This window comes from Streptomyces sp. NH27 (assembly GCF_056859195.1).
Genome location: NZ_JACEGK010000078.1, coordinates 1 through 19,709, shown reverse-complemented (window position 1 = coordinate 19,709; position 19,709 = coordinate 1). Strand labels below are relative to the sequence as shown.

Below are 19,709 nucleotides of genomic sequence, written 5' to 3'. Positions count from 1 at the left end.
AGGCTTGGGCCTTGACGGATGGCACGCGGCGCGCAATTCTCAGGACGCGCTGCCACACGCGGTCACCCGATCCGGCACACATCGGCTCCACACTTCTTCGCGAGCCGGATGCATGGATCGTCGGCGAAGCGGGAATGGATGCGATGGTGGTTGAGTGACCGGTTCCGGCCGGGCGCGCAGCAGGCAGGACAGGGATGACGGATGCGGGACCCGGGCTCCGAGGGCCGGGTATCGCGGACGATGAGACAGGCGGAGGGGGCGACGATTCGGTACTCCGAATCTCAGCCTGGACATCAGTGGGCCAAGTGGCTACACTGACCCTTTGCGCTGCCTGTTAGCTGCTGCCTGGCCCGTCACCAGGGGTATGCCCGTGTCCGAGCACTCGTGAGGAAGCCTGTCATCAGGGCTTTTCTCTTCCGCTCGGGTTCGGTCCGGTACGCGCGTAGTGAGTCCGAGCCCTCGGAAGGACCCCCTCTTGGCCGCCTCGCGCAACGCCTCGACCACCAATTCGAACAACGCCGCAAGCACCGCCCCGCTGCGCATCTCCTTCGCGAAGATCCGTGAACCGCTCGAAGTTCCGAACCTCCTCGCGCTTCAGACCGAGAGCTTTGACTGGCTGCTCGGCAACGCCGCGTGGAAGGCTCGGGTCGAGGCGGCCCTGGACAGTGGGCAGGACGTCCCCAGGAAGTCCGGTCTGGAGGAGATCTTCGAGGAGATCTCCCCGATCGAGGACTTCTCCGGGTCGATGTCCCTCACGTTCCGTGACCACCGCTTCGAGCCGCCGAAGAACTCGCTCGACGAGTGCAAGGAGCGCGACTTCACCTACGGCGCCCCGCTCTTCGTCACCGCCGAGTTCACCAACAACGAGACCGGCGAGATCAAGTCCCAGACCGTCTTCATGGGTGACTTCCCCCTGATGACGAACAAGGGCACCTTCTGCATCAACGGCACCGAGCGTGTCGTCGTCTCGCAGCTGGTCCGCTCGCCGGGTGTCTACTTCGACAGCTCCATCGACAAGACCTCCGACAAGGACATCTTCTCCGCCAAGATCATCCCGTCCCGGGGTGCCTGGCTGGAGATGGAGATCGACAAGCGCGACATGGTCGGTGTCCGCATCGACCGCAAGCGCAAGCAGTCGGTCACCGTCCTGCTCAAGGCGCTCGGCTGGACCACCGAGCAGATCCTCGAGGAGTTCGGCGAGTACGAGTCGATGCGCGCCACCCTGGAGAAGGACCACACCCAGGGCCAGGACGACGCGCTGCTGGACATCTACCGCAAGCTGCGCCCGGGCGAGCCGCCGACGAAGGAGGCCGCCCAGACCCTGCTGGAGAACCTCTACTTCAACCCGAAGCGGTACGACCTGGCCAAGGTCGGTCGCTACAAGGTGAACAAGAAGCTCGGCAGCGACGCGCCGCTGGACGCCGGCGTGCTCACCACCGACGACATCCTCGCCACGATCAAGTACCTGGTGAAGCTGCACGCCGGTGAGACCGAGACGGTCGGCGAGTCCGGCCGGTCGATCATCGTCGAGACCGACGACATCGACCACTTCGGCAACCGCCGTATCCGCAACGTCGGCGAGCTGATCCAGAACCAGGTCCGTACGGGTCTGGCCCGTATGGAGCGGGTCGTGCGCGAGCGCATGACCACCCAGGACGTCGAGGCGATCACGCCGCAGACCCTGATCAACATCCGGCCGGTCGTCGCCTCCATCAAGGAGTTCTTCGGCACCAGCCAGCTCTCCCAGTTCATGGACCAGACGAACCCGCTGTCGGGTCTGACGCACAAGCGTCGTCTCAACGCGCTCGGCCCCGGTGGTCTGTCCCGTGAGCGGGCCGGCTTCGAGGTCCGTGACGTGCACCCGTCGCACTACGGCCGGATGTGCCCGATCGAGACGCCGGAAGGCCCGAACATCGGTCTGATCGGCTCGCTCGCCTCCTACGGCCGGGTCAACGCGTTCGGCTTCATCGAGACGCCGTACCGCAAGGTCGTCGACGGCCAGGTCACCGACGACGTCGACTACCTGACCGCGGACGAGGAGGACCGCTTCGTCATCGCGCAGGCCAACGCGCCGCTGACCGAGGAACTCCGGTTCGCCGAGTCCCGCGTGCTGGTCCGCCGCCGCGGCGGCGAGATCGACTACATCCCCGGCGACGACGTCGACTACATGGACGTCTCGCCGCGCCAGATGGTGTCGGTCGCGACCGCGATGATCCCGTTCCTGGAGCACGACGACGCCAACCGTGCCCTCATGGGCGCGAACATGATGCGCCAGGCCGTGCCGCTGATCAAGGCCGAGGCGCCGCTGGTCGGCACCGGCATGGAGTACCGCTGCGCGGTCGACGCCGGCGACGTGATCAAGGCCGAGAAGGACGGTGTGGTCCAGGAGGTCTCCGCCGACTACGTCACGGTCACCAACGACGACGGCACGTACACCACGTACCGGATCGCCAAGTTCTCCCGCTCCAACCAGGGCACCTCCTTCAACCAGAAGGTCGTCGTGGACGAGGGCGCCCGCGTGGTGGCCGGACAGGTGCTCGCCGACGGCCCGTCCACGGACGAGGGCGAGATGGCCCTCGGCAAGAACCTGCTGGTCGCGTTCATGCCGTGGGAAGGCCACAACTACGAGGACGCGATCATCCTGTCGCAGCGCCTCGTCCAGGACGACGTGCTCTCCTCGATCCACATCGAGGAGCACGAAGTCGACGCCCGCGACACCAAGCTGGGCCCCGAGGAGATCACCCGGGACATCCCGAACGTCTCCGAGGAGGTGCTGGCCGACCTCGACGAGCGCGGCATCATCCGGATCGGTGCCGACGTGGTGGCCGGCGACATCCTGGTCGGCAAGGTCACCCCGAAGGGCGAGACCGAGCTGACCCCGGAGGAGCGGCTGCTGCGCGCGATCTTCGGCGAGAAGGCCCGCGAGGTCCGCGACACCTCGCTGAAGGTGCCGCACGGCGAGGTCGGCAAGGTCATCGGCGTGCGCGTCTTCGACCGTGACGAGGGCGACGAGCTGCCGCCCGGTGTCAACCAGCTGGTGCGCGTCTACGTCGCGCAGAAGCGGAAGATCACCGACGGCGACAAGCTGGCCGGCCGGCACGGCAACAAGGGCGTCATCTCCAAGATCCTGCCGGTCGAGGACATGCCGTTCACCGAGGACGGCACCCCGGTCGACATCATCCTCAACCCGCTCGGCGTCCCGTCCCGGATGAACCCGGGCCAGGTGCTGGAGATCCACCTCGGCTGGCTCGCGAAGCAGGGCTGGGACGTCTCCGGTATCGGCGAGGAGTGGGCCCAGCGGCTCGACGTCATCGGCGCCGGCCGGGTCGAGCCCGACACCAACGTGGCGACGCCGGTCTTCGACGGCGCCCGCGAGGACGAGATCGTCGGTCTCTTCGAGGCCACGGTCCCCAACCGCGACGGCGACCGGATGGTGAAGTCCTCCGGTAAGGCCCGGCTCTTCGACGGCCGCTCCGGCGAGCCGTTCCCGGAGCCGATCTCCATCGGCTACATGTACATCCTCAAGCTGCACCACCTGGTGGACGACAAGCTGCACGCGCGTTCCACCGGTCCGTACTCGATGATCACCCAGCAGCCGCTCGGTGGTAAGGCGCAGTTCGGTGGGCAGCGATTCGGCGAGATGGAGGTGTGGGCGCTGGAGGCTTACGGCGCCGCGTACGCACTCCAGGAACTGCTGACCATCAAGTCCGACGACGTGCTCGGCCGCGTGAAGGTCTACGAGGCCATCGTCAAGGGCGAGAACATCCCCGAGCCCGGCATCCCCGAGTCCTTCAAGGTGCTCATCAAGGAGATGCAGTCGCTCTGCCTCAACGTGGAGGTGCTGTCCAAGGACGGCATGTCCATCGAGATGCGGGACACCGACGAGGACGTGTTCCGTGCGGCGGAGGAGCTCGGCATCGACCTGTCCCGGCGCGAGCCGAGCAGCGTCGAAGAGGTCTGACGGGCCGGCCCGTCCGGTCTCCAGCCGGACGGGCTCTCCCGCGACCCGTTCAGACCATTTTGAGAATCAACCCTGAGAGGGATTGACGACACAGTGCTCGACGTCAACTTCTTCGACGAGCTGCGGATCGGCCTGGCCACCGCGGACGACATCCGGACCTGGTCGCACGGCGAGGTCAAGAAGCCCGAGACCATCAACTACCGCACCCTCAAGCCGGAAAAGGACGGGCTCTTCTGCGAGAAGATCTTCGGCCCCACCCGGGACTGGGAGTGCTACTGCGGCAAGTACAAGCGTGTCCGCTTCAAGGGCATCATCTGCGAGCGCTGCGGCGTCGAGGTCACCCGCGCCAAGGTGCGTCGTGAGCGGATGGGCCACATCGAGCTGGCCGCGCCGGTCACCCACATCTGGTACTTCAAGGGCGTGCCCTCGCGCCTGGGGTACCTGCTCGACCTCGCCCCGAAGGACCTGGAGAAGGTCATCTACTTCGCGGCGTACATGATCACCTGGGTGGACGACGAGCGCCGCACCCGCGACCTGCCCTCGCTGGAGGCCCAGGTCTCCGTGGAGCGCCAGCAGGTCGAGCAGCGGCGTGACGCCGATGTGGAGGCCCGGCAGAAGAAGCTGGAAGCCGACCTCGGCGAGCTGGAGAACGAAGGCGCCAAGGCCGACGTCCGCCGCAAGGTGCGTGAAGGCGCCGAGCGCGAGATGAAGCAGCTGCGCGACCGCGCCCAGCGCGAGCTGGACCGGCTCGACGAGGTGTGGGCCCGGTTCAAGAACCTCAAGGTCCAGGACCTGGAGGGCGACGAGCTGCTCTACCGCGAGCTGCGCGACCGGTTCGGCACGTACTTCCAGGGCTCGATGGGTGCCGCGGCGCTGCAGAAGCGCCTGGAGTCCTTCGACCTGGACGAGGAGGCCGAGCGCCTCCGCGAGATCATCCGCACCGGCAAGGGCCAGAAGAAGACCCGTGCCCTGAAGCGGCTCAAGGTGGTCTCCGCGTTCCTGCAGACCACCAACAAGCCCGGCGGCATGGTGCTGGACTGCGTCCCGGTGATCCCGCCGGACCTGCGTCCGATGGTCCAGCTCGACGGTGGCCGGTTCGCCACCTCCGACCTGAACGACCTGTACCGCCGCGTGATCAACCGCAACAACCGTCTGAAGCGCCTGCTCGACCTCGGTGCCCCCGAGATCATCGTGAACAACGAGAAGCGGATGCTCCAGGAGGCCGTCGACGCGCTCTTCGACAACGGCCGCCGTGGCCGCCCGGTGACGGGCCCCGGCAACCGTCCGCTGAAGTCGCTCTCCGACATGCTCAAGGGCAAGCAGGGCCGGTTCCGCCAGAACCTGCTCGGCAAGCGCGTGGACTACTCCGCCCGCTCGGTGATCGTCGTCGGCCCGCAGCTCAAGCTGCACCAGTGCGGCCTGCCCAAGGCCATGGCGCTGGAGCTCTTCAAGCCGTTCGTGATGAAGCGCCTGGTGGACCTCAACCACGCGCAGAACATCAAGTCGGCCAAGCGCATGGTCGAGCGCGGCCGCACGGTCGTGTACGACGTGCTGGAAGAGGTCATCGCCGAGCACCCGGTGCTGCTCAACCGTGCGCCGACCCTGCACCGTCTGGGCATCCAGGCGTTCGAGCCGCAGCTCGTCGAGGGCAAGGCCATCCAGATCCACCCGCTGGTCTGCACCGCGTTCAACGCGGACTTCGACGGCGACCAGATGGCCGTGCACCTTCCGCTGTCCGCGGAGGCGCAGGCCGAGGCCCGCATCCTGATGCTGTCCTCGAACAACATCCTCAAGCCCGCCGACGGCCGCCCGGTCACCATGCCGACCCAGGACATGGTGCTCGGTCTGTTCTTCCTGACCACGGACTCCGAGGAGCGCGAGGTCAAGGGCGAGGGCCGGGCGTTCGGCTCCACCGCCGAGGCGATCATGGCCTTCGACGCGCGTGAGCTGTCGATGCAGGCACGGGTGGACATCCGCTTCCCGGTGGGCACCGTCCCGCCGCGCGGCTGGACCCCGCCGGAGCCGGTGGAGGGCGAGGAGCCGTACCAGGTCGGTGACAGCTTCCGGCTGCGCACCACCCTGGGCCGGGCGCTCTTCAACGAGCTGCTGCCCGAGGACTACCCGTTCGTGGACTACGCGGTCGGCAAGAAGCAGCTCTCCGAGATCGTCAACGACCTCGCCGAGCGGTACCCGAAGGTGATCGTGGCGGCGACGCTCGACAACCTGAAGGCGTCCGGCTTCCACTGGGCGACCCGCTCGGGCGTCACCGTGGCCGTCACCGACATCGTCGTGCCCGAGGCGAAGAAGGGCATCATCGCCTCCTACGAGGCGCTCGACGAGAAGGTCCAGAAGCAGTACGAGCGCGGCCTGATCACCAAGCAGGAGCGCTCGGACGAGCTGATCAACATCTGGACCAAGGCGACCAACGAGGTTGCCACGGCGATGAACGCCAACTTCCCGAAGACCAACCCGATCTTCATGATGGTCGACTCGGGTGCCCGCGGAAACATGATGCAGATGCGTCAGATCGCGGGTATGCGTGGCCTGGTGTCGAACGCCAAGAACGAGACGATCCCGCGTCCGATCAAGGCGTCCTTCCGTGAGGGCCTGTCCGTGCTGGAGTACTTCATCTCCACCCACGGTGCCCGTAAGGGTCTGGCCGACACCGCGCTGCGTACCGCCGACTCGGGTTACCTGACCCGTCGTCTGGTGGACGTCTCGCAGGACGTGATCATTCGCGAGGAGGACTGCGGCACCGAGCGCGGTCTGAAGCTGCGGATCGCCGATCGGGCCGAGGACGGCACGCTGCGCAAGGCGGACGACGTCGAGACCAGCGTGTACGCGCGGATGCTCGCCGAGGACGTCGTGGTGGACGGCAAGGTCATCGCCCCCGCCAACGTCGACCTGGGCGACGTGCTCATCGACCAGCTGCTGCGGCACGGTGTCGAGGAGGTCAAGACCCGCTCGATCCTCACCTGCGAGTCGGCCGTCGGCACCTGCGCCTACTGCTACGGGCGCTCGCTGGCCACCGGCAAGCTGGTGGACATCGGCGAGGCGGTCGGCATCATCGCCGCCCAGTCGATCGGTGAGCCCGGCACCCAGCTGACGATGCGTACCTTCCACACCGGTGGTGTGGCCGGTGACGACATCACGCAGGGTCTGCCGCGTGTGGTCGAGCTCTTCGAGGCGCGCGTGCCCAAGGGTGTCGCGCCGATCTCCGAGGCGGCCGGCCGGGTCCGGGTCGAGGAGACCGAGAAGACCAAGAAGATCATCGTCACCCCGGACGACGGCGCCGACGAGATCCCCTACCCGATCTCCAAGCGCGTCAAGCTCCAGGTCGGCGAGGGCGACCACGTCGAGGTGGGCCAGAAGCTCACCTACGGCGCGACCAACCCGCACGACGTGCTGCGCATCCTCGGCCAGCGCCAGGTCCAGATCCACCTGGTGCAGGAAGTGCAGAAGGTCTACAACTCGCAGGGTGTGTCGATCCACGACAAGCACATCGAGATCATCATCCGGCAGATGCTGCGCCGGGTGACGATCATCGAGTCCGGCGACGCGGAGCTGCTGCCGGGCGAGCTGGTCGAGCGCGGCCGGTTCGAGACCGAGAACCGTCGCGTGGTCTCCGAGGGCGGTCACCCGGCCTCGGGTCGTCCGCAGCTGATGGGTATCACCAAGGCATCGCTGGCCACCGAGTCCTGGCTGTCGGCCGCCTCCTTCCAGGAGACGACCCGAGTGCTGACGGACGCGGCGATCCACGCGAAGTCGGACTCGCTGCTGGGTCTGAAGGAGAACGTCATCATCGGCAAGCTCATCCCGGCCGGTACGGGTCTGTCCCGCTACCGCAACATCCGGGTGGAGCCGACCGAGGAGGCCAAGGCCGCGATGTACTCGGCCGTCGGCTACGACGACATCGACTACAGCCCGTTCGGCACCGGCTCCGGCCAGGCGGTGCCGCTGGAGGACTACGACTACGGCCCGTACAACGGCTGAGTGGTGGGCCTGACGGTCTGAAGGACCGCAGCACGAAAGAAGGGCGGTCGCCCCGGGACTCCGGGGCGGCCGCCCTTCTCGTGTGTCGGGGTGTCGGGGCGCCGCTGCCAGGGGCCGTGCCGGGCTTCGTGCCGGGCTCCGTGCCGGGGGTGCCGTCGGTGCCGAGATAGTTGCGTGTTACCGTTATTTCTTGTCATCGTCTGATGACATCGGTGGGTGACATCTGGAACCGGGGAGAGCGACGGCATCGTGTCGATCGGCGGAGACATAGCAGGCGGGCCCACCGGGCCCGGGGCCGTACCGCGCGGGCTGCGGCTGCGGCTGCTCGGGCCGACCCTGGTGATCGTGGGCTCGCTGATGGCGGTCGTCTCCAGCCTCGGTGCCCCGCTGATCCCCACCATCGCCGCCGCCGACGGCGTGTCGCTGAGCACGGCGGAGTGGTTGCTGACCATCACGCTGATGACCGGCGCGCTCGCCACGCCGCTGATGGGCCGGCTCTCCGACGGGCCCCGGCAGCGCGAGGTGATCCTCGCCGCGCTCGGCTCGGTGGTGGTCGGCTGCGTGGTCGCCGCGCTCTCCAACGGCTTCGCCATGCTGATCGTCGGGCGCGGCCTGCAAGGGGTGGGGCTCGGGCTGCTGCCGGTGGCGATGGCCGTCGCCCGGCGGAACCTCGCGCCCGAGAAGTCACGGCAGGCGATCGCCACGCTCTCGGTCACGGCCGCGATCGGCGCCGGGCTCGGCTACCCGCTGACCGCGCTGATCGCGGAGACCTTCGACTACCGGGGCGGGTACTGGTTCGGCGCGATCACCGTCAGCTGCGCCTTCCTGCTCGCCGCCTTCGTGCTGCCCGGCCGCGCCGATGTCCCCACCCGGCGGTTCGACACCGTCGGCGCGACCCTGATCAGCCTGGTCGTCGTCGGGTTCTCGGTGGCGCTCAGCGAGGCGGGCGGCTGGGGATGGACGTCGGCCCGTGCGCTGGGCCTGTTCGCCGGCAGCCTGGTGCTGCTCGCGGTGTGGATCCCGTACGAGCTGCGCACCACCGACCCGTTGATCGACCTGCGCCAGGTCAAGAACCGCTCGGTGCTCACCGCCGACACCGGCGGGTTCCTGATCAGCGTCGCGATGTACCTGCTGCTGCCGGTCGTGGTGGAGTTCGTCCAGGTCCCGGCGGCGCAGGGCTACGGCTTCGGGGCCTCGCTCGTCGTCTCCGGCCTGGTGCTGGTGCCCTACGCGGTGACGAACTTCGTGGCCAGCCGCTTCCTCGGGATGTACGAACGGCGGTTCGGCACGCGGAGCATGATCCCGCTCGGCTCGCTCATCTTCGCCTTCGGCACCGGCTTCTTCGCGCTGGAGCACGCGCACCTGTGGGAGGCGTTCGTGGTCTCCGGGATCGCCGGCTTCGGCATGGGGTTCACCTACGCCGCGATGCCCGGCTTCATCGTGCGCGCGGTGCCGGCGAGTGAGACCGGCAGCGCGACCGGGTTCTACCAGGTGCTGCGGAGCATCGGCCTGACGCTGGGCAGCGCGCTGTCGGCGGCCGTGCTGATGGCGCACACCCACGCGGGCAGTGCGCTGCCGGAGGTGTCGGGGTTCCGGATGGCCCTGATCATCGCGTCGGCGCTGGGCGTGGCCACGGCCGTCATCAGCTTCGTGCTGCCGGGGCTGTCGACCGGGCGCCGGGTCGAGTCGAGCGTGCAGGCCCCGGACGCGGCCATCCCTATGATGGAGGAGGAGGCCGAACTCGCCGGCTCCGGCTTCATGACCGTCGACGACCGGGCTTCTGACACCCGCTGAGGAGGGCCAGGGTGAGTGCCGAGCACGCGTTGTCCGGGGGTGGGGTGTCCGGTGGCGGGGAACCTTCGAGTGGGGCACCGCGGGACGCGGTGCCGGAGCGGCCGCGGGCGGGGCGGTCCCGGGATGCCGCCGCCAGCAAGCAGGCCCTGCTACGGGCGGCGCAGGAGCTCTTCGGGCAGAAGGGCTTCGAGCGCACCACGATCCGGGAGATCGGTGAACTCGCCGGTGTGGACGCGGCCTTGATCGCCCGCTACGTCGGCAACAAGGCGGAGCTGTACGTCGCTGCGGTGGTGGCCGAGGACGCCGCCGTGCGGGGACCCGCCGAGTTCGGGGGGCTGGCACAGGTCACGAACACACTGATCACCAGGTCCGACGAGCGCGGTCCCGGCCCGATCCTCCAGGCGCTCATCCGGTCCGACACCTCCCCGGAGATCCGGGTGGCCGCCGGCGACCGTCTCGCCCGTCGCGTCGTCGAGCCGCTGGCGGCCGACCTCGACGGCCGGCACCTCGACCGCGCCCGCCTCCGCGCGGAGATCGCCGTGTGCGCGCTGTACGGCATCAGCCTCGGCCGTTCGCTCGGCTGGTTCGAGGAGATCCGATCCGTCCCGAAGGACGAACTGGTCGCCCTGGTCACGGAAGTGCTCACCACCCTCACCACGCCCGGCGGTGACGGTGGAAGCGGCGGTGACGGTGGGAGCGGCGCGGACGACGCGACCGCGGGCGCGTAACAGCCGGTTCTGTCACAACTTCTCTACACCGCACCGCTGTTCCTCCTGCGGACCGCCGATCTGGGGCATCCTGGAGTCATGCTGGCCAGTGACGCTGATCGTGAGCATGCGGTGGACGTCCTCAAGGAGGCTTACACCCAGGGGCGGTTGAGGTCCGAGGAGTACGACGAACGGGTCGGCCGGGCCTACCTGGCGCGCACCTACACCGATCTGGACCGCATCACCGCGGACATCCCGGGCCCGCCGGTCCCCGCGCAGCCGGTGCCCTACCCGCCCGTGCCCCTCACCTTCGCCCCGCCGGTCCGGGACACCAACGGCGTGGCCATCGCCTCCCTGGTCTGCGGCATCCTCGGCGTCTTCACCATGGGCGTCTCCTCGCTCCCGGCGGTCATCTGCGGCCACATCGCCAAGAGCCAGATCCGCCGCACCGGCCAGGCCGGCAGCGGCCAGGCCACCGCCGGCCTCATCCTCGGCTACCTCGGCCTGATGTGCGTCCTCGCCTTCGTCGCCGCGGTCGGCTACGTCGCCACCAACCCCGACCACTGACACCTCCTGACGCCTCCGGGGGACCGCTTCCGACATCCCCGGACACCTGGGCGTCACCGCGTCGGCATACCGTCGTCAACCAGGGCACAGTCGGCCGAGAGTGGCCGCTGTGCATTTGTTTTGACCGTAGCCGATGCGGTAGGTACGCTCTCATCTTGTGCCTGGGGTGTGCCCGGGTCCTTGTGCGTGCCATGTGACCGGACAAGGACACCGAGGCCGCGGCGCCCGACCGAACGCACTTTTCGTTGCTTCGGATACGTGCGGGGTCCGCGACACACCCGACCGCGTGGGTCGGGCCCCAGGTTAGTTTTATCGAGATCGGCACACAGAAACCGGAGAAACGGTGCCTACGATCCAGCAGCTGGTCCGAAAGGGCCGGCAGGACAAGGTCGAAAAGAACAAGACGCCCGCGCTGAAGGGTTCGCCCCAGCGCCGCGGCGTCTGCACGCGTGTGTACACGACCACCCCGAAGAAGCCGAACTCGGCTCTCCGTAAGGTCGCGCGTGTCCGTCTGACCAGCGGTATCGAGGTCACTGCCTACATCCCGGGCGAGGGCCACAACCTTCAGGAGCACTCCATCGTGCTCGTGCGCGGCGGCCGTGTGAAGGACCTGCCGGGTGTTCGCTACAAGATCATCCGCGGTTCGCTCGACACGCAGGGCGTGAAGAACCGCAAGCAGGCCCGCAGCCGCTACGGCGCCAAGAAGGAGAAGTAAGCATGCCTCGTAAGGGCCCCGCCCCGAAGCGCCCGGTCATCATCGACCCGGTTTACGGCTCCCCGCTGGTGACCTCGCTGGTCAACAAGATCCTCCTGCACGGCAAGCGCTCCACCGCCGAGCGCATCGTGTACGGCGCCCTCGAGGGCGTGCGCGAGAAGGGCGGTGCCGACCCGGTCATCACTCTCAAGCGCGCTCTGGAGAACATCAAGCCGACCCTTGAGGTCAAGTCCCGCCGCGTCGGCGGCGCGACCTACCAGGTGCCGGTCGAGGTCCGTCCGGGCCGCCAGAACACGCTGGCGCTGCGCTGGATGGTCGGGTACTCCCGCGCCCGTCGCGAGAAGACCATGACCGAGCGACTGATGAACGAGATCCTCGACGCCAGCAATGGCCTGGGCGCCTCTGTGAAGCGTCGCGAGGACACGCACAAGATGGCCGAGTCCAACAAGGCCTTCGCGCACTACCGCTGGTAGTCACCACCCACATCGAGACCGAGAGAAGACTGAGCCACATGGCCACCACTTCGCTTGACCTGGCCAGGGTCCGCAACATCGGGATCATGGCCCACATCGACGCGGGCAAGACGACGACCACCGAGCGGATCCTGTTCTACACCGGTGTCTCCTACAAGATCGGTGAAGTCCACGATGGCGCAGCCACCATGGACTGGATGGAACAGGAGCAGGAGCGCGGTATCACCATCACGTCGGCCGCGACGACCTGTCACTGGCCGCTCGACGATGTCGACCACACCATCAACATCATCGACACCCCCGGCCACGTCGACTTCACCGTCGAGGTGGAGCGTTCGCTGCGCGTCCTCGACGGCGCCGTGACCGTGTTCGACGGTGTCGCCGGTGTGGAGCCGCAGTCCGAGACGGTCTGGCGTCAGGCCGACCGCTACGGCGTGCCCCGCATCTGCTTCGTCAACAAGCTCGACCGCACCGGCGCGGAGTTCCACCGCTGCGTCGACATGATCGTGGACCGCCTCGGTGCGGTGCCGCTGGTCATGCAGCTTCCGATCGGCGCCGAGGCCGACTTCAAGGGCGTGGTCGACCTCGTCCAGATGAAGGCCCTGGTCTGGTCGCTCGAAGCGACCAAGGGCGAGATGTACGACGTCGTCGACATCCCGGACACGCACGTCGAGGCGGCCGAGGAGTGGCACGGCAAGCTGCTCGAGGCCGTCGCCGAGCACGACGACGAGATGATGGAGCTGTACCTGGAGGGGCAGGAGCCCACCCAGGACCAGCTGATGGCGGCGATCCGCCGGATCACGCTCGCCTCCAAGGGCAGCGCGGACTCGGTCACCGTCACCCCCGTGTTCTGCGGCACCGCGTTCAAGAACAAGGGCGTGCAGCCCCTGCTCGACGCGGTCGTGCGCTACCTCCCGTCGCCGCTGGACGTCGAGGCCATCGAAGGCCACGCCGTCGGCAACGCCGAGGAGATCATCAAGCGCAAGCCGTCGGACGACGAGCCGTTCTCCGGGCTCGCGTTCAAGATCATGAGCGACCCGCACCTGGGCAAGCTCACCTTCGTCCGGATCTACTCGGGCCGCCTGGTATCGGGTTCGGCAGTGCTGAACTCGGTCAAGGGCAAGAAGGAGCGCATCGGCAAGATCTACCGCATGCACGCGAACAAGCGTGAGGAGATCGAGTCGGTGGGCGCCGGCGACATCGTCGCCGTGATGGGGCTGAAGCAGACCACCACCGGTGAGACGCTGTCCGACGACAAGAACCCGGTGATCCTGGAGTCCATGGACTTCCCGGCGCCGGTGATCGAGGTCGCGATCGAGCCCAAGTCCAAGGGCGACCAGGAGAAGCTGGGTGTCGCCATCCAGCGGCTCTCGGAGGAGGACCCCTCCTTCCAGGTCCACTCGGACGAGGAGACCGGCCAGACCATCATCGGCGGCATGGGCGAACTGCACCTCGAGGTGCTGGTCGACCGGATGCGGCGCGAGTTCCGGGTCGAGGCCAACGTCGGCAAGCCGCAGGTCGCCTACCGTGAGACCATCCGCAAGACGGTCGAGCGCATCGACTACACCCACAAGAAGCAGACCGGTGGTACCGGTCAGTTCGCCAAGGTGCAGATCATGCTGGAGCCGCTGGAAGGCGGCGACGCGACCTACGAGTTCGTCAACAAGGTCACCGGTGGCCGCATCCCCCGTGAGTACATCCCCTCGGTGGACGCGGGCGCGCAGGAGGCCATGAAGTTCGGCATCCTGGCCGGCTACGAGATGGTGGGCGTTCGCGTCACCCTGCTCGACGGCGGCTACCACGAGGTCGACTCCTCCGAGCTGGCGTTCAAGATCGCCGGTTCGCAGGCGTTCAAGGAGGGTGCCCGCAAGGCGAGCCCCGTGCTTCTCGAACCGATGATGGCCGTCGAGGTCACCACCCCCGAGGACTACATGGGCGACGTCATCGGCGACCTCAACTCCCGCCGTGGCCAGATCCAGGCCATGGAGGAGCGCAGCAGCGCCCGGGTCGTGAAGGGCCTGGTTCCGCTGTCGGAGATGTTCGGCTACGTCGGTGACCTGCGGTCCAAGACTTCGGGCCGGGCCAGCTACTCCATGCAGTTCGACTCCTACGCCGAGGTTCCGCGGAACGTCGCAGAGGAGATCATCGCGAAGGCCAAGGGCGAGTAGTACCTCCGGTACCTCGTTTAGGCTTGACAGCAGGCTTTCGGGGTATTTCCGGCACAATGTGTCGGAAATGCCCTGGGTCGGCATTCCAGCAAAGATCACCTGGCGCCGATGAACCAAGGCGTACAGATCCACTCCCAGGAGGACCCCAGTGGCGAAGGCGAAGTTCGAGCGGACTAAGCCGCACGTCAACATCGGCACCATCGGTCACATCGACCACGGTAAGACCACGCTTACCGCGGCGATTACCAAGGTGCTGCATGACGCGTACCCGGACCTGAACGAGGCTTCGGCCTTCGACCAGATCGACAAGGCTCCTGAGGAGCGCCAGCGCGGTATCACCATCTCCATCGCGCACGTCGAGTACCAGACCGAGTCGCGTCACTACGCGCACGTCGACTGCCCCGGTCACGCGGACTACATCAAGAACATGATCACCGGTGCCGCCCAGATGGACGGCGCGATCCTCGTGGTCGCGGCGACCGACGGCCCGATGCCGCAGACCAAGGAGCACGTGCTGCTGGCCCGCCAGGTCGGCGTGCCGTACATCGTGGTGGCCCTGAACAAGGCCGACATGGTGGACGACGAGGAGATCCTGGAGCTCGTCGAGCTCGAGGTGCGCGAGCTGCTCTCCGAGTACGAGTTCCCGGGCGACGACCTGCCGGTCGTGCGCGTCTCCGCGCTCAAGGCTCTTGAGGGCGACAAGGAGTGGGGCGAGAAGCTGCTCGGCCTGATGAAGGCTGTCGACGAGTCGATCCCCACCCCCGAGCGTGACGTCGAGAAGCCGTTCCTGATGCCGATCGAGGACGTCTTCACGATCACCGGTCGTGGCACCGTCGTCACCGGTCGTATCGAGCGCGGTGTGCTCAAGGTCAACGAGACCGTGGACATCATCGGCATCAAGACCGAGAAGACCACCACCACGGTCACCGGCATCGAGATGTTCCGCAAGCTGCTCGACGAGGGCCAGGCCGGTGAGAACGTCGGTCTGCTGCTTCGTGGCATCAAGCGCGAGGACGTCGAGCGCGGCCAGGTCATCATCAAGCCGGGCACGGTCACCCCGCACACCGAGTTCGAGGCGCAGGCGTACATCCTGTCCAAGGACGAGGGCGGCCGTCACACGCCGTTCTTCAACAACTACCGCCCGCAGTTCTACTTCCGTACCACGGACGTGACCGGCGTGGTGACCCTCCCCGAGGGCACCGAGATGGTCATGCCGGGCGACAACACCGCCATGACGGTCGAGCTGATCCAGCCGATCGCCATGGAGGAGGGCCTGAAGTTCGCCATCCGTGAGGGTGGTCGTACGGTGGGCGCCGGCCAGGTCACCAAGATCAACAAGTAGTAAGCCCTGCGGGCTCGTTGAGCCGTAGAAAAGGTGCCCCACTCCGTTCGGAGTGGGGCACCTTTGCGTGTGGGGTCCCGGTGCGCCGCTTCGGGGCGTACCCCGCTGCCTAGTTGAGCAGCTTGTTCGCCGAGGCGCTCGCCGCGTAGGCGATGGCCGCGGTGAGGAGCACGCTGACCGTGACGACGGTGGCGGGGGCGGCGTTGGAGATGACCAGGGCCAGTACCGTCACCGCGACCAGCGGACCCGCGGCGTACCAGGCGAGGTAGATGAGGGGGCCGGGGGAGCCGATGGGGGAGCCGCCGCCGAGGAACATGAGCTGGGTGCGGGCGGGGCCGCGGCAGGCGCCGTAGAGCGCGGCGGCGGTGAACGGGAAGGCGCACAGCGGCAGGTAGAGCAGCGCGACAAGGGAGCCGTGCAGGGCGAAGGGGATCGCGGCGAGCAAGCCGAGGAGCACGCCGACCACGGCGGGCACGATGCCGTGCTGGAGCATGAGGCTGCGCAGGCGGTACGGCGACCAGGCCGCGCGGCGCAGGTCGTCGGTCTCGACCCGTGCGGACTCGGCGAGTGCGCCGACCGCGAGATAGCCGCAGACGAGGCCGACCACCAGGCCGACCGGGCGCCGTTCGCCGCCGAGGTCGGCGCCGAGCCCGGCCGCGGTCGCGGCGGCGGCCGTCCACAGCACGGCCCGGCCGACCCGGCCGGGTGCCCGTAGCAGCGTCAGGGCGTCGCGCCAGACGACGGCGAGGTGCCGGGCCGCCCGGCCGCGCGGGGGCGGCAGCCGGACCATGCGGGTGGCGTCGCCGCCGCCGGCCTCCAGCAACGCGAGCTTGGCGGCGCGCAGTTCGAGCGACCACGCGACCGAGGCGACGGTGGTGGCGGTGGCGGCCCTGGCCCGTAGCTGCGCGGTCGGTACGGCGGCGGCCTCGCGGTGGGCGAGCAGGACCGCCGCGGCGGTGGCGGCCAGCAGCAGCGCGAGGGCGACCGGCCAGCCCGGCACGCTGCCGCCGCAGGCGCGGACCACCGGCTGGGCGGCCCAACCCCACGGCCCCGACCACAACTCGACCCACTCCAGCGGGCGGACCCGGTGCCCGGAGCCGGCCAGCCCGGTCTGCGCGCCGAGCGCAGCGAGCAGGAGGACGGCGGGCGCGGTCCAGCGCCGTACGGTCCTGGCCCGGTCCGGGCGGCGCTCCACGGCCATGCCGAAGGCGACCGCGAGCAGCGGCAGGCACAGCGCGGCGGGCAGCGCGGCCGGCAGGGCGGCCCCGATCGACGCCTGGCCGGTGACACGGAGCGCGATCGCCCCCGCCACGCCGCCGAGCACGCCGGGGATCAGCGCCAGCCCGGCGGACAGCCGGAACCACGGCCGCAGCACCGCCGCCCGCCGCACCGGCTGGGCCAGCAGCCAGCCCACGGCCGGGCCGGGCAGCACCACCGGGCCGCGCCACAGGGCGTCCCGGGCGGAGACCAGGAACAGCAGCAGGCTCAGCGCGGTGAACAGGGCGGGCAGGCCGCGGGTCAGGCCGGCGCCGAAACCGCCGTAGTCCGCGCCTTCGTCGAGGCCGCGCAGGAAGTGCACGGCCAGGCCGCTGCCGTAGCCGACGCCGGCGAGCAGCACGGAGTAGAGCAGGACCGCCAGGTCGCGGCCCTGCTGCCGGCGGTGGGCCTTGCGCTTGTTCCGCAGCCAGGCAAGGGTCTCGGCGGTGCGGTCGTCGTCGTCCTCGCTCCAGCCGCCGGAGGCGTACGTGTCGGAGGTGTACGTGTCGGGGTCGTCGGGTGCGGGGTCGTCGGGCGTGGAGTCGTCCGGCGCCGGGGCGTCGGCTTCGGGCGCGCCGGGTGCGCCGGGTGCGCCGGTCATGGCGGCGTCGGGGGTGGCGAGTTCGGGCCCCTCGGGGGTGTCCGCCGAGGGGCGGCCGGCGGTCATGCGCCCGCGCCGAGCTGCCGCAGGACGTCGGCCGGCGGGCCCTGGGCGGCGACCCGGCCGTCCTCCAGGGCGACCAGGTGGTCGGCGACCGCCTCGGCCAACTCGGCCTGGTGGGTGGCGAGCAGCACCGCCACGCCGCTCTCCTTCTCGGCGACCAGCAGTTCGGCCAGCCGCTGCCGGGCATCGGGGTCGAGCCGCTGCTCGGGCTCGTCCAGGACCAGCAGGTCGCGCGGGCGGACCAGGGCGGCGGCCAGCAGCAGGGACTGCATCTGGCCGGAGGACAGGGCGCCCGGCAGCGCGTCGGCGTGGTCGGACAGCCGGCGGTCGGCGAGCACCTGGTCGATCCAGCCGGCCGCGTCGTCGACGGCGTGCGCGACCGTCACCAGTTCCAGGTGCTCGCGCACGGTGAGGTCGGGGTAGCAGGCCACGGTGTCGCCGACCACGGCGACCCGGGCGCGTACCTCCGGGTCGTCCTCGCTGATCGGCCGCCCGGCGAACAGCGCCTGGCCGCTGGTGGGGGTGTCACGGCCGGAGGCGATCCGCAGCAGCGTCGACTTGCCCGACCCGTTGTGCCCGAACAGCGCGGTGCACTTCCCGGCGGTCACGTCCAGGTCCAGTGGCCGCAGCGCCTGCCGCTTCCCGTAGTTCCTGGTGACCTTCCGCAGCCGCAGCAGTGCACCCGAGTCCTTGGCCTTCACCGCCATATCGCGGGCCTCCATGCCGTAGGTGGATTCCCGTGACCTTAGTACGGCGCGCCCGAGTCGGTTCCCGCACCATGGCAGGGTGCTTCGCACGACCGCGGACCGGCCCGCGTCACGTGTAGCGCGGCAGACCCTCCGTGGAGATCGTCCACTCTCCGATGGTGACGTCCTCGCCGTACACGAAGTCCTTCCGGGTCGCGTACCGGGGTCCGTTGGGCGTCGAGTGGATGTCGGACAGCACGGCGCCCTCACCCGTACGCGGGTCGAACAGGACGTACAGCGCGATCCCGAGCAGCGGGTAGTCCCGCATCTTGCCCACCCAGTCGTTGTCCGGGTTGGACCGGGACACCACCTCGACGGCGGCGAGGACGGTGCGGGGATCGAACGCCCCCTCGACCTCCATGTCCGCTTCGGCGATCACCATGATGTCGGGGTGGCGCATCACGCCTTCGTACGTGTCCTCCACGTCGGGCGTCCCCGTGTGGGCGAGCAGACCGTCCGGCATGACCTTCTCCAAGCGCCGGCTGACGCGGGCGGCGGTGAGTTCGTGAGGTCCCCCCGGGGACATCATGTCGTGGACGATCCCTTCCTTCGTGATCTCCAGCTTGCCGGGCACGGTGAACTGCATCTGTTCGACGATGTCCCGCATGGCCTGGTACTGGAGGGCGTCCCGCCGTGCGCCGCCCGGGGCGATGGTCATCGACACACTCCCGTCTTTCGGCGCTGCCGGAACCGTCGGCGCTCCTGGTGGCGCGGACCGGTGACCCTCGCTCCATGCTAGCGACGACCGGGGGATGCGGCGGACGCGGCGAACCCGTCCTGCACGGCCACGTGCCCGGCCGGCCCTCAGCGAGAGTGGCCGTGTCAATACCGCCTGACTGGCAACGCGGCCCGCACGGCCAGATCCTGTCCGGCTACGCGGCACGCGCGGTGCCCGCAGTACGGCATCCCGCGCAGCGCCCGGCTGCAGGGGAACGGAAGGCGCGGTCGCAGCCGTCGCAGTTCTGCAGCGGCGGGGGCCGGTCCGGGAGCGCGGGCGGGTTCGCCGGGCGCGCCGCGAGCGGCGGTGGAAGCGCGGCCAGGCGGTGGGCGAGCAGTCCGGCGGGGTGGCGCGGCGCGTCGGGCAGCCCGGTGATCAAGGCCCGGCGTACGACATCGGGGCTGACTCCGCGCTCCAGCCAGGCCGAGACGGCCGGGGCGAGCCGGAGCACGTCGTGTTCGCTGAGCAGCAGCCGCTCGTCGTGCCGCCGCAGGTCGGCCAGGAGCGCGGCGGCCGGTCCGGACTCGGGACCGGGGTTGGGGTCGGGTGCGGGTGCGGGTGCGGGTGCGGGACCTGGCCCGGGCTCCGGCGGCACGGCCGGGGC

General features: G+C 69.1%; 12 protein-coding genes and 1 pseudogene. 9 read left to right on the top strand and 4 right to left on the bottom strand.

The features are described 5' to 3' along the window. Positions 1–475 precede the first annotated feature (475 nt). From rpoB to tuf, 9 genes are all read left to right on the top strand, one after another. Positions 476–3,961, top strand: a complete 3,486-nt coding sequence (gene rpoB / locus AC13HU_RS09455) for a DNA-directed RNA polymerase subunit beta (protein WP_483041330.1) — start codon at positions 476–478, stop codon at positions 3,959–3,961. A gap of 93 nt (positions 3,962–4,054) precedes the next feature. Further along, complete coding sequence (locus AC13HU_RS09450; RefSeq protein ID WP_483041329.1) at positions 4,055–7,954, top strand: DNA-directed RNA polymerase subunit beta'; 3,900 nt, start codon at positions 4,055–4,057, stop codon at positions 7,952–7,954. A gap of 216 nt (positions 7,955–8,170) precedes the next feature. Beyond that, on the top strand, positions 8,171–9,748 hold the full coding sequence (locus tag AC13HU_RS09445) for an MFS transporter (protein ID WP_483041328.1): 1,578 nt from the start codon (positions 8,171–8,173) through the stop codon (positions 9,746–9,748). 11 nt (positions 9,749–9,759) lie between these two features. Further along, positions 9,760–10,476: a TetR/AcrR family transcriptional regulator gene (locus AC13HU_RS09440; protein ID WP_483041327.1), complete on the top strand. Its 717-nt coding sequence runs from the start codon at positions 9,760–9,762 to the stop codon at positions 10,474–10,476. A 78-nt stretch (positions 10,477–10,554) separates the two neighbouring features. Next, entirely contained in the window at positions 10,555–11,022 is a 468-nt protein-coding gene (locus AC13HU_RS09435) for a DUF1707 and DUF4190 domain-containing protein (RefSeq protein WP_483041326.1), read from the top strand. A gap of 343 nt (positions 11,023–11,365) precedes the next feature. After that, complete coding sequence (gene rpsL / locus AC13HU_RS09430; RefSeq protein ID WP_014144289.1) at positions 11,366–11,737, top strand: 30S ribosomal protein S12; 372 nt, start codon at positions 11,366–11,368, stop codon at positions 11,735–11,737. Between the two features lie 2 nt (positions 11,738–11,739). After that, complete coding sequence (gene rpsG, locus AC13HU_RS09425; RefSeq protein WP_483041325.1) at positions 11,740–12,210, top strand: 30S ribosomal protein S7; 471 nt, start codon at positions 11,740–11,742, stop codon at positions 12,208–12,210. Positions 12,211–12,248: 38 nt separating this feature from the next. Next, positions 12,249–14,378, top strand: coding sequence for an elongation factor G (gene fusA, locus AC13HU_RS09420; RefSeq protein WP_483041324.1), 2,130 nt, complete (start codon positions 12,249–12,251; stop codon positions 14,376–14,378). A gap of 148 nt (positions 14,379–14,526) precedes the next feature. Then, positions 14,527–15,720: an elongation factor Tu gene (gene tuf / locus AC13HU_RS09415; protein ID WP_483041323.1), complete on the top strand. Its 1,194-nt coding sequence runs from the start codon at positions 14,527–14,529 to the stop codon at positions 15,718–15,720. A 109-nt stretch (positions 15,721–15,829) separates the two neighbouring features. Here tuf and AC13HU_RS09410 read toward each other — a convergent pair whose 3' ends face one another. The 4 genes and pseudogenes from AC13HU_RS09410 to AC13HU_RS09395 all read right to left on the bottom strand — a co-directional run. Beyond that, on the bottom strand, positions 15,830–17,644 hold the full coding sequence (locus AC13HU_RS09410) for a hypothetical protein (protein WP_483041322.1): 1,815 nt from the start codon (positions 17,642–17,644) through the stop codon (positions 15,830–15,832). Next, on the bottom strand, positions 17,641–18,363 hold the full coding sequence (locus AC13HU_RS09405) for an ABC transporter ATP-binding protein (protein ID WP_483041321.1): 723 nt from the start codon (positions 18,361–18,363) through the stop codon (positions 17,641–17,643). Before AC13HU_RS09405 ends, AC13HU_RS09410 begins: the two co-directional genes overlap by 4 nt. Positions 18,364–18,457: 94 nt before the next feature. Then, positions 18,458–19,045 carry a Uma2 family endonuclease gene (locus AC13HU_RS09400; RefSeq protein WP_483041320.1) on the bottom strand — a complete coding sequence of 196 codons (588 nt, stop codon included), beginning with the start codon at positions 19,043–19,045 and terminating at the stop codon, positions 18,458–18,460. Between the two features lie 214 nt (positions 19,046–19,259). Further along, positions 19,260–19,709 (bottom strand): annotated as a pseudogene (locus AC13HU_RS09395) (helix-turn-helix domain-containing protein); the annotation flags it as partial.

Coding starts and splice junctions, on each gene's coding strand:
- AC13HU_RS09405 (WP_483041321.1), bottom strand. CDS start 18,363: ATGGAGGCCCGCGATATGGCGGTGAAGGCCAAGGACTCGGGTGCACTG.
- rpsG (WP_483041325.1), top strand. CDS start 11,740: ATGCCTCGTAAGGGCCCCGCCCCGAAGCGCCCGGTCATCATCGACCCG.
- AC13HU_RS09435 (WP_483041326.1), top strand. CDS start 10,555: ATGCTGGCCAGTGACGCTGATCGTGAGCATGCGGTGGACGTCCTCAAG.
- AC13HU_RS09400 (WP_483041320.1), bottom strand. CDS start 19,045: ATGACCATCGCCCCGGGCGGCGCACGGCGGGACGCCCTCCAGTACCAG.
- AC13HU_RS09410 (WP_483041322.1), bottom strand. CDS start 17,644: ATGACCGCCGGCCGCCCCTCGGCGGACACCCCCGAGGGGCCCGAACTC.
- fusA (WP_483041324.1), top strand. CDS start 12,249: ATGGCCACCACTTCGCTTGACCTGGCCAGGGTCCGCAACATCGGGATC.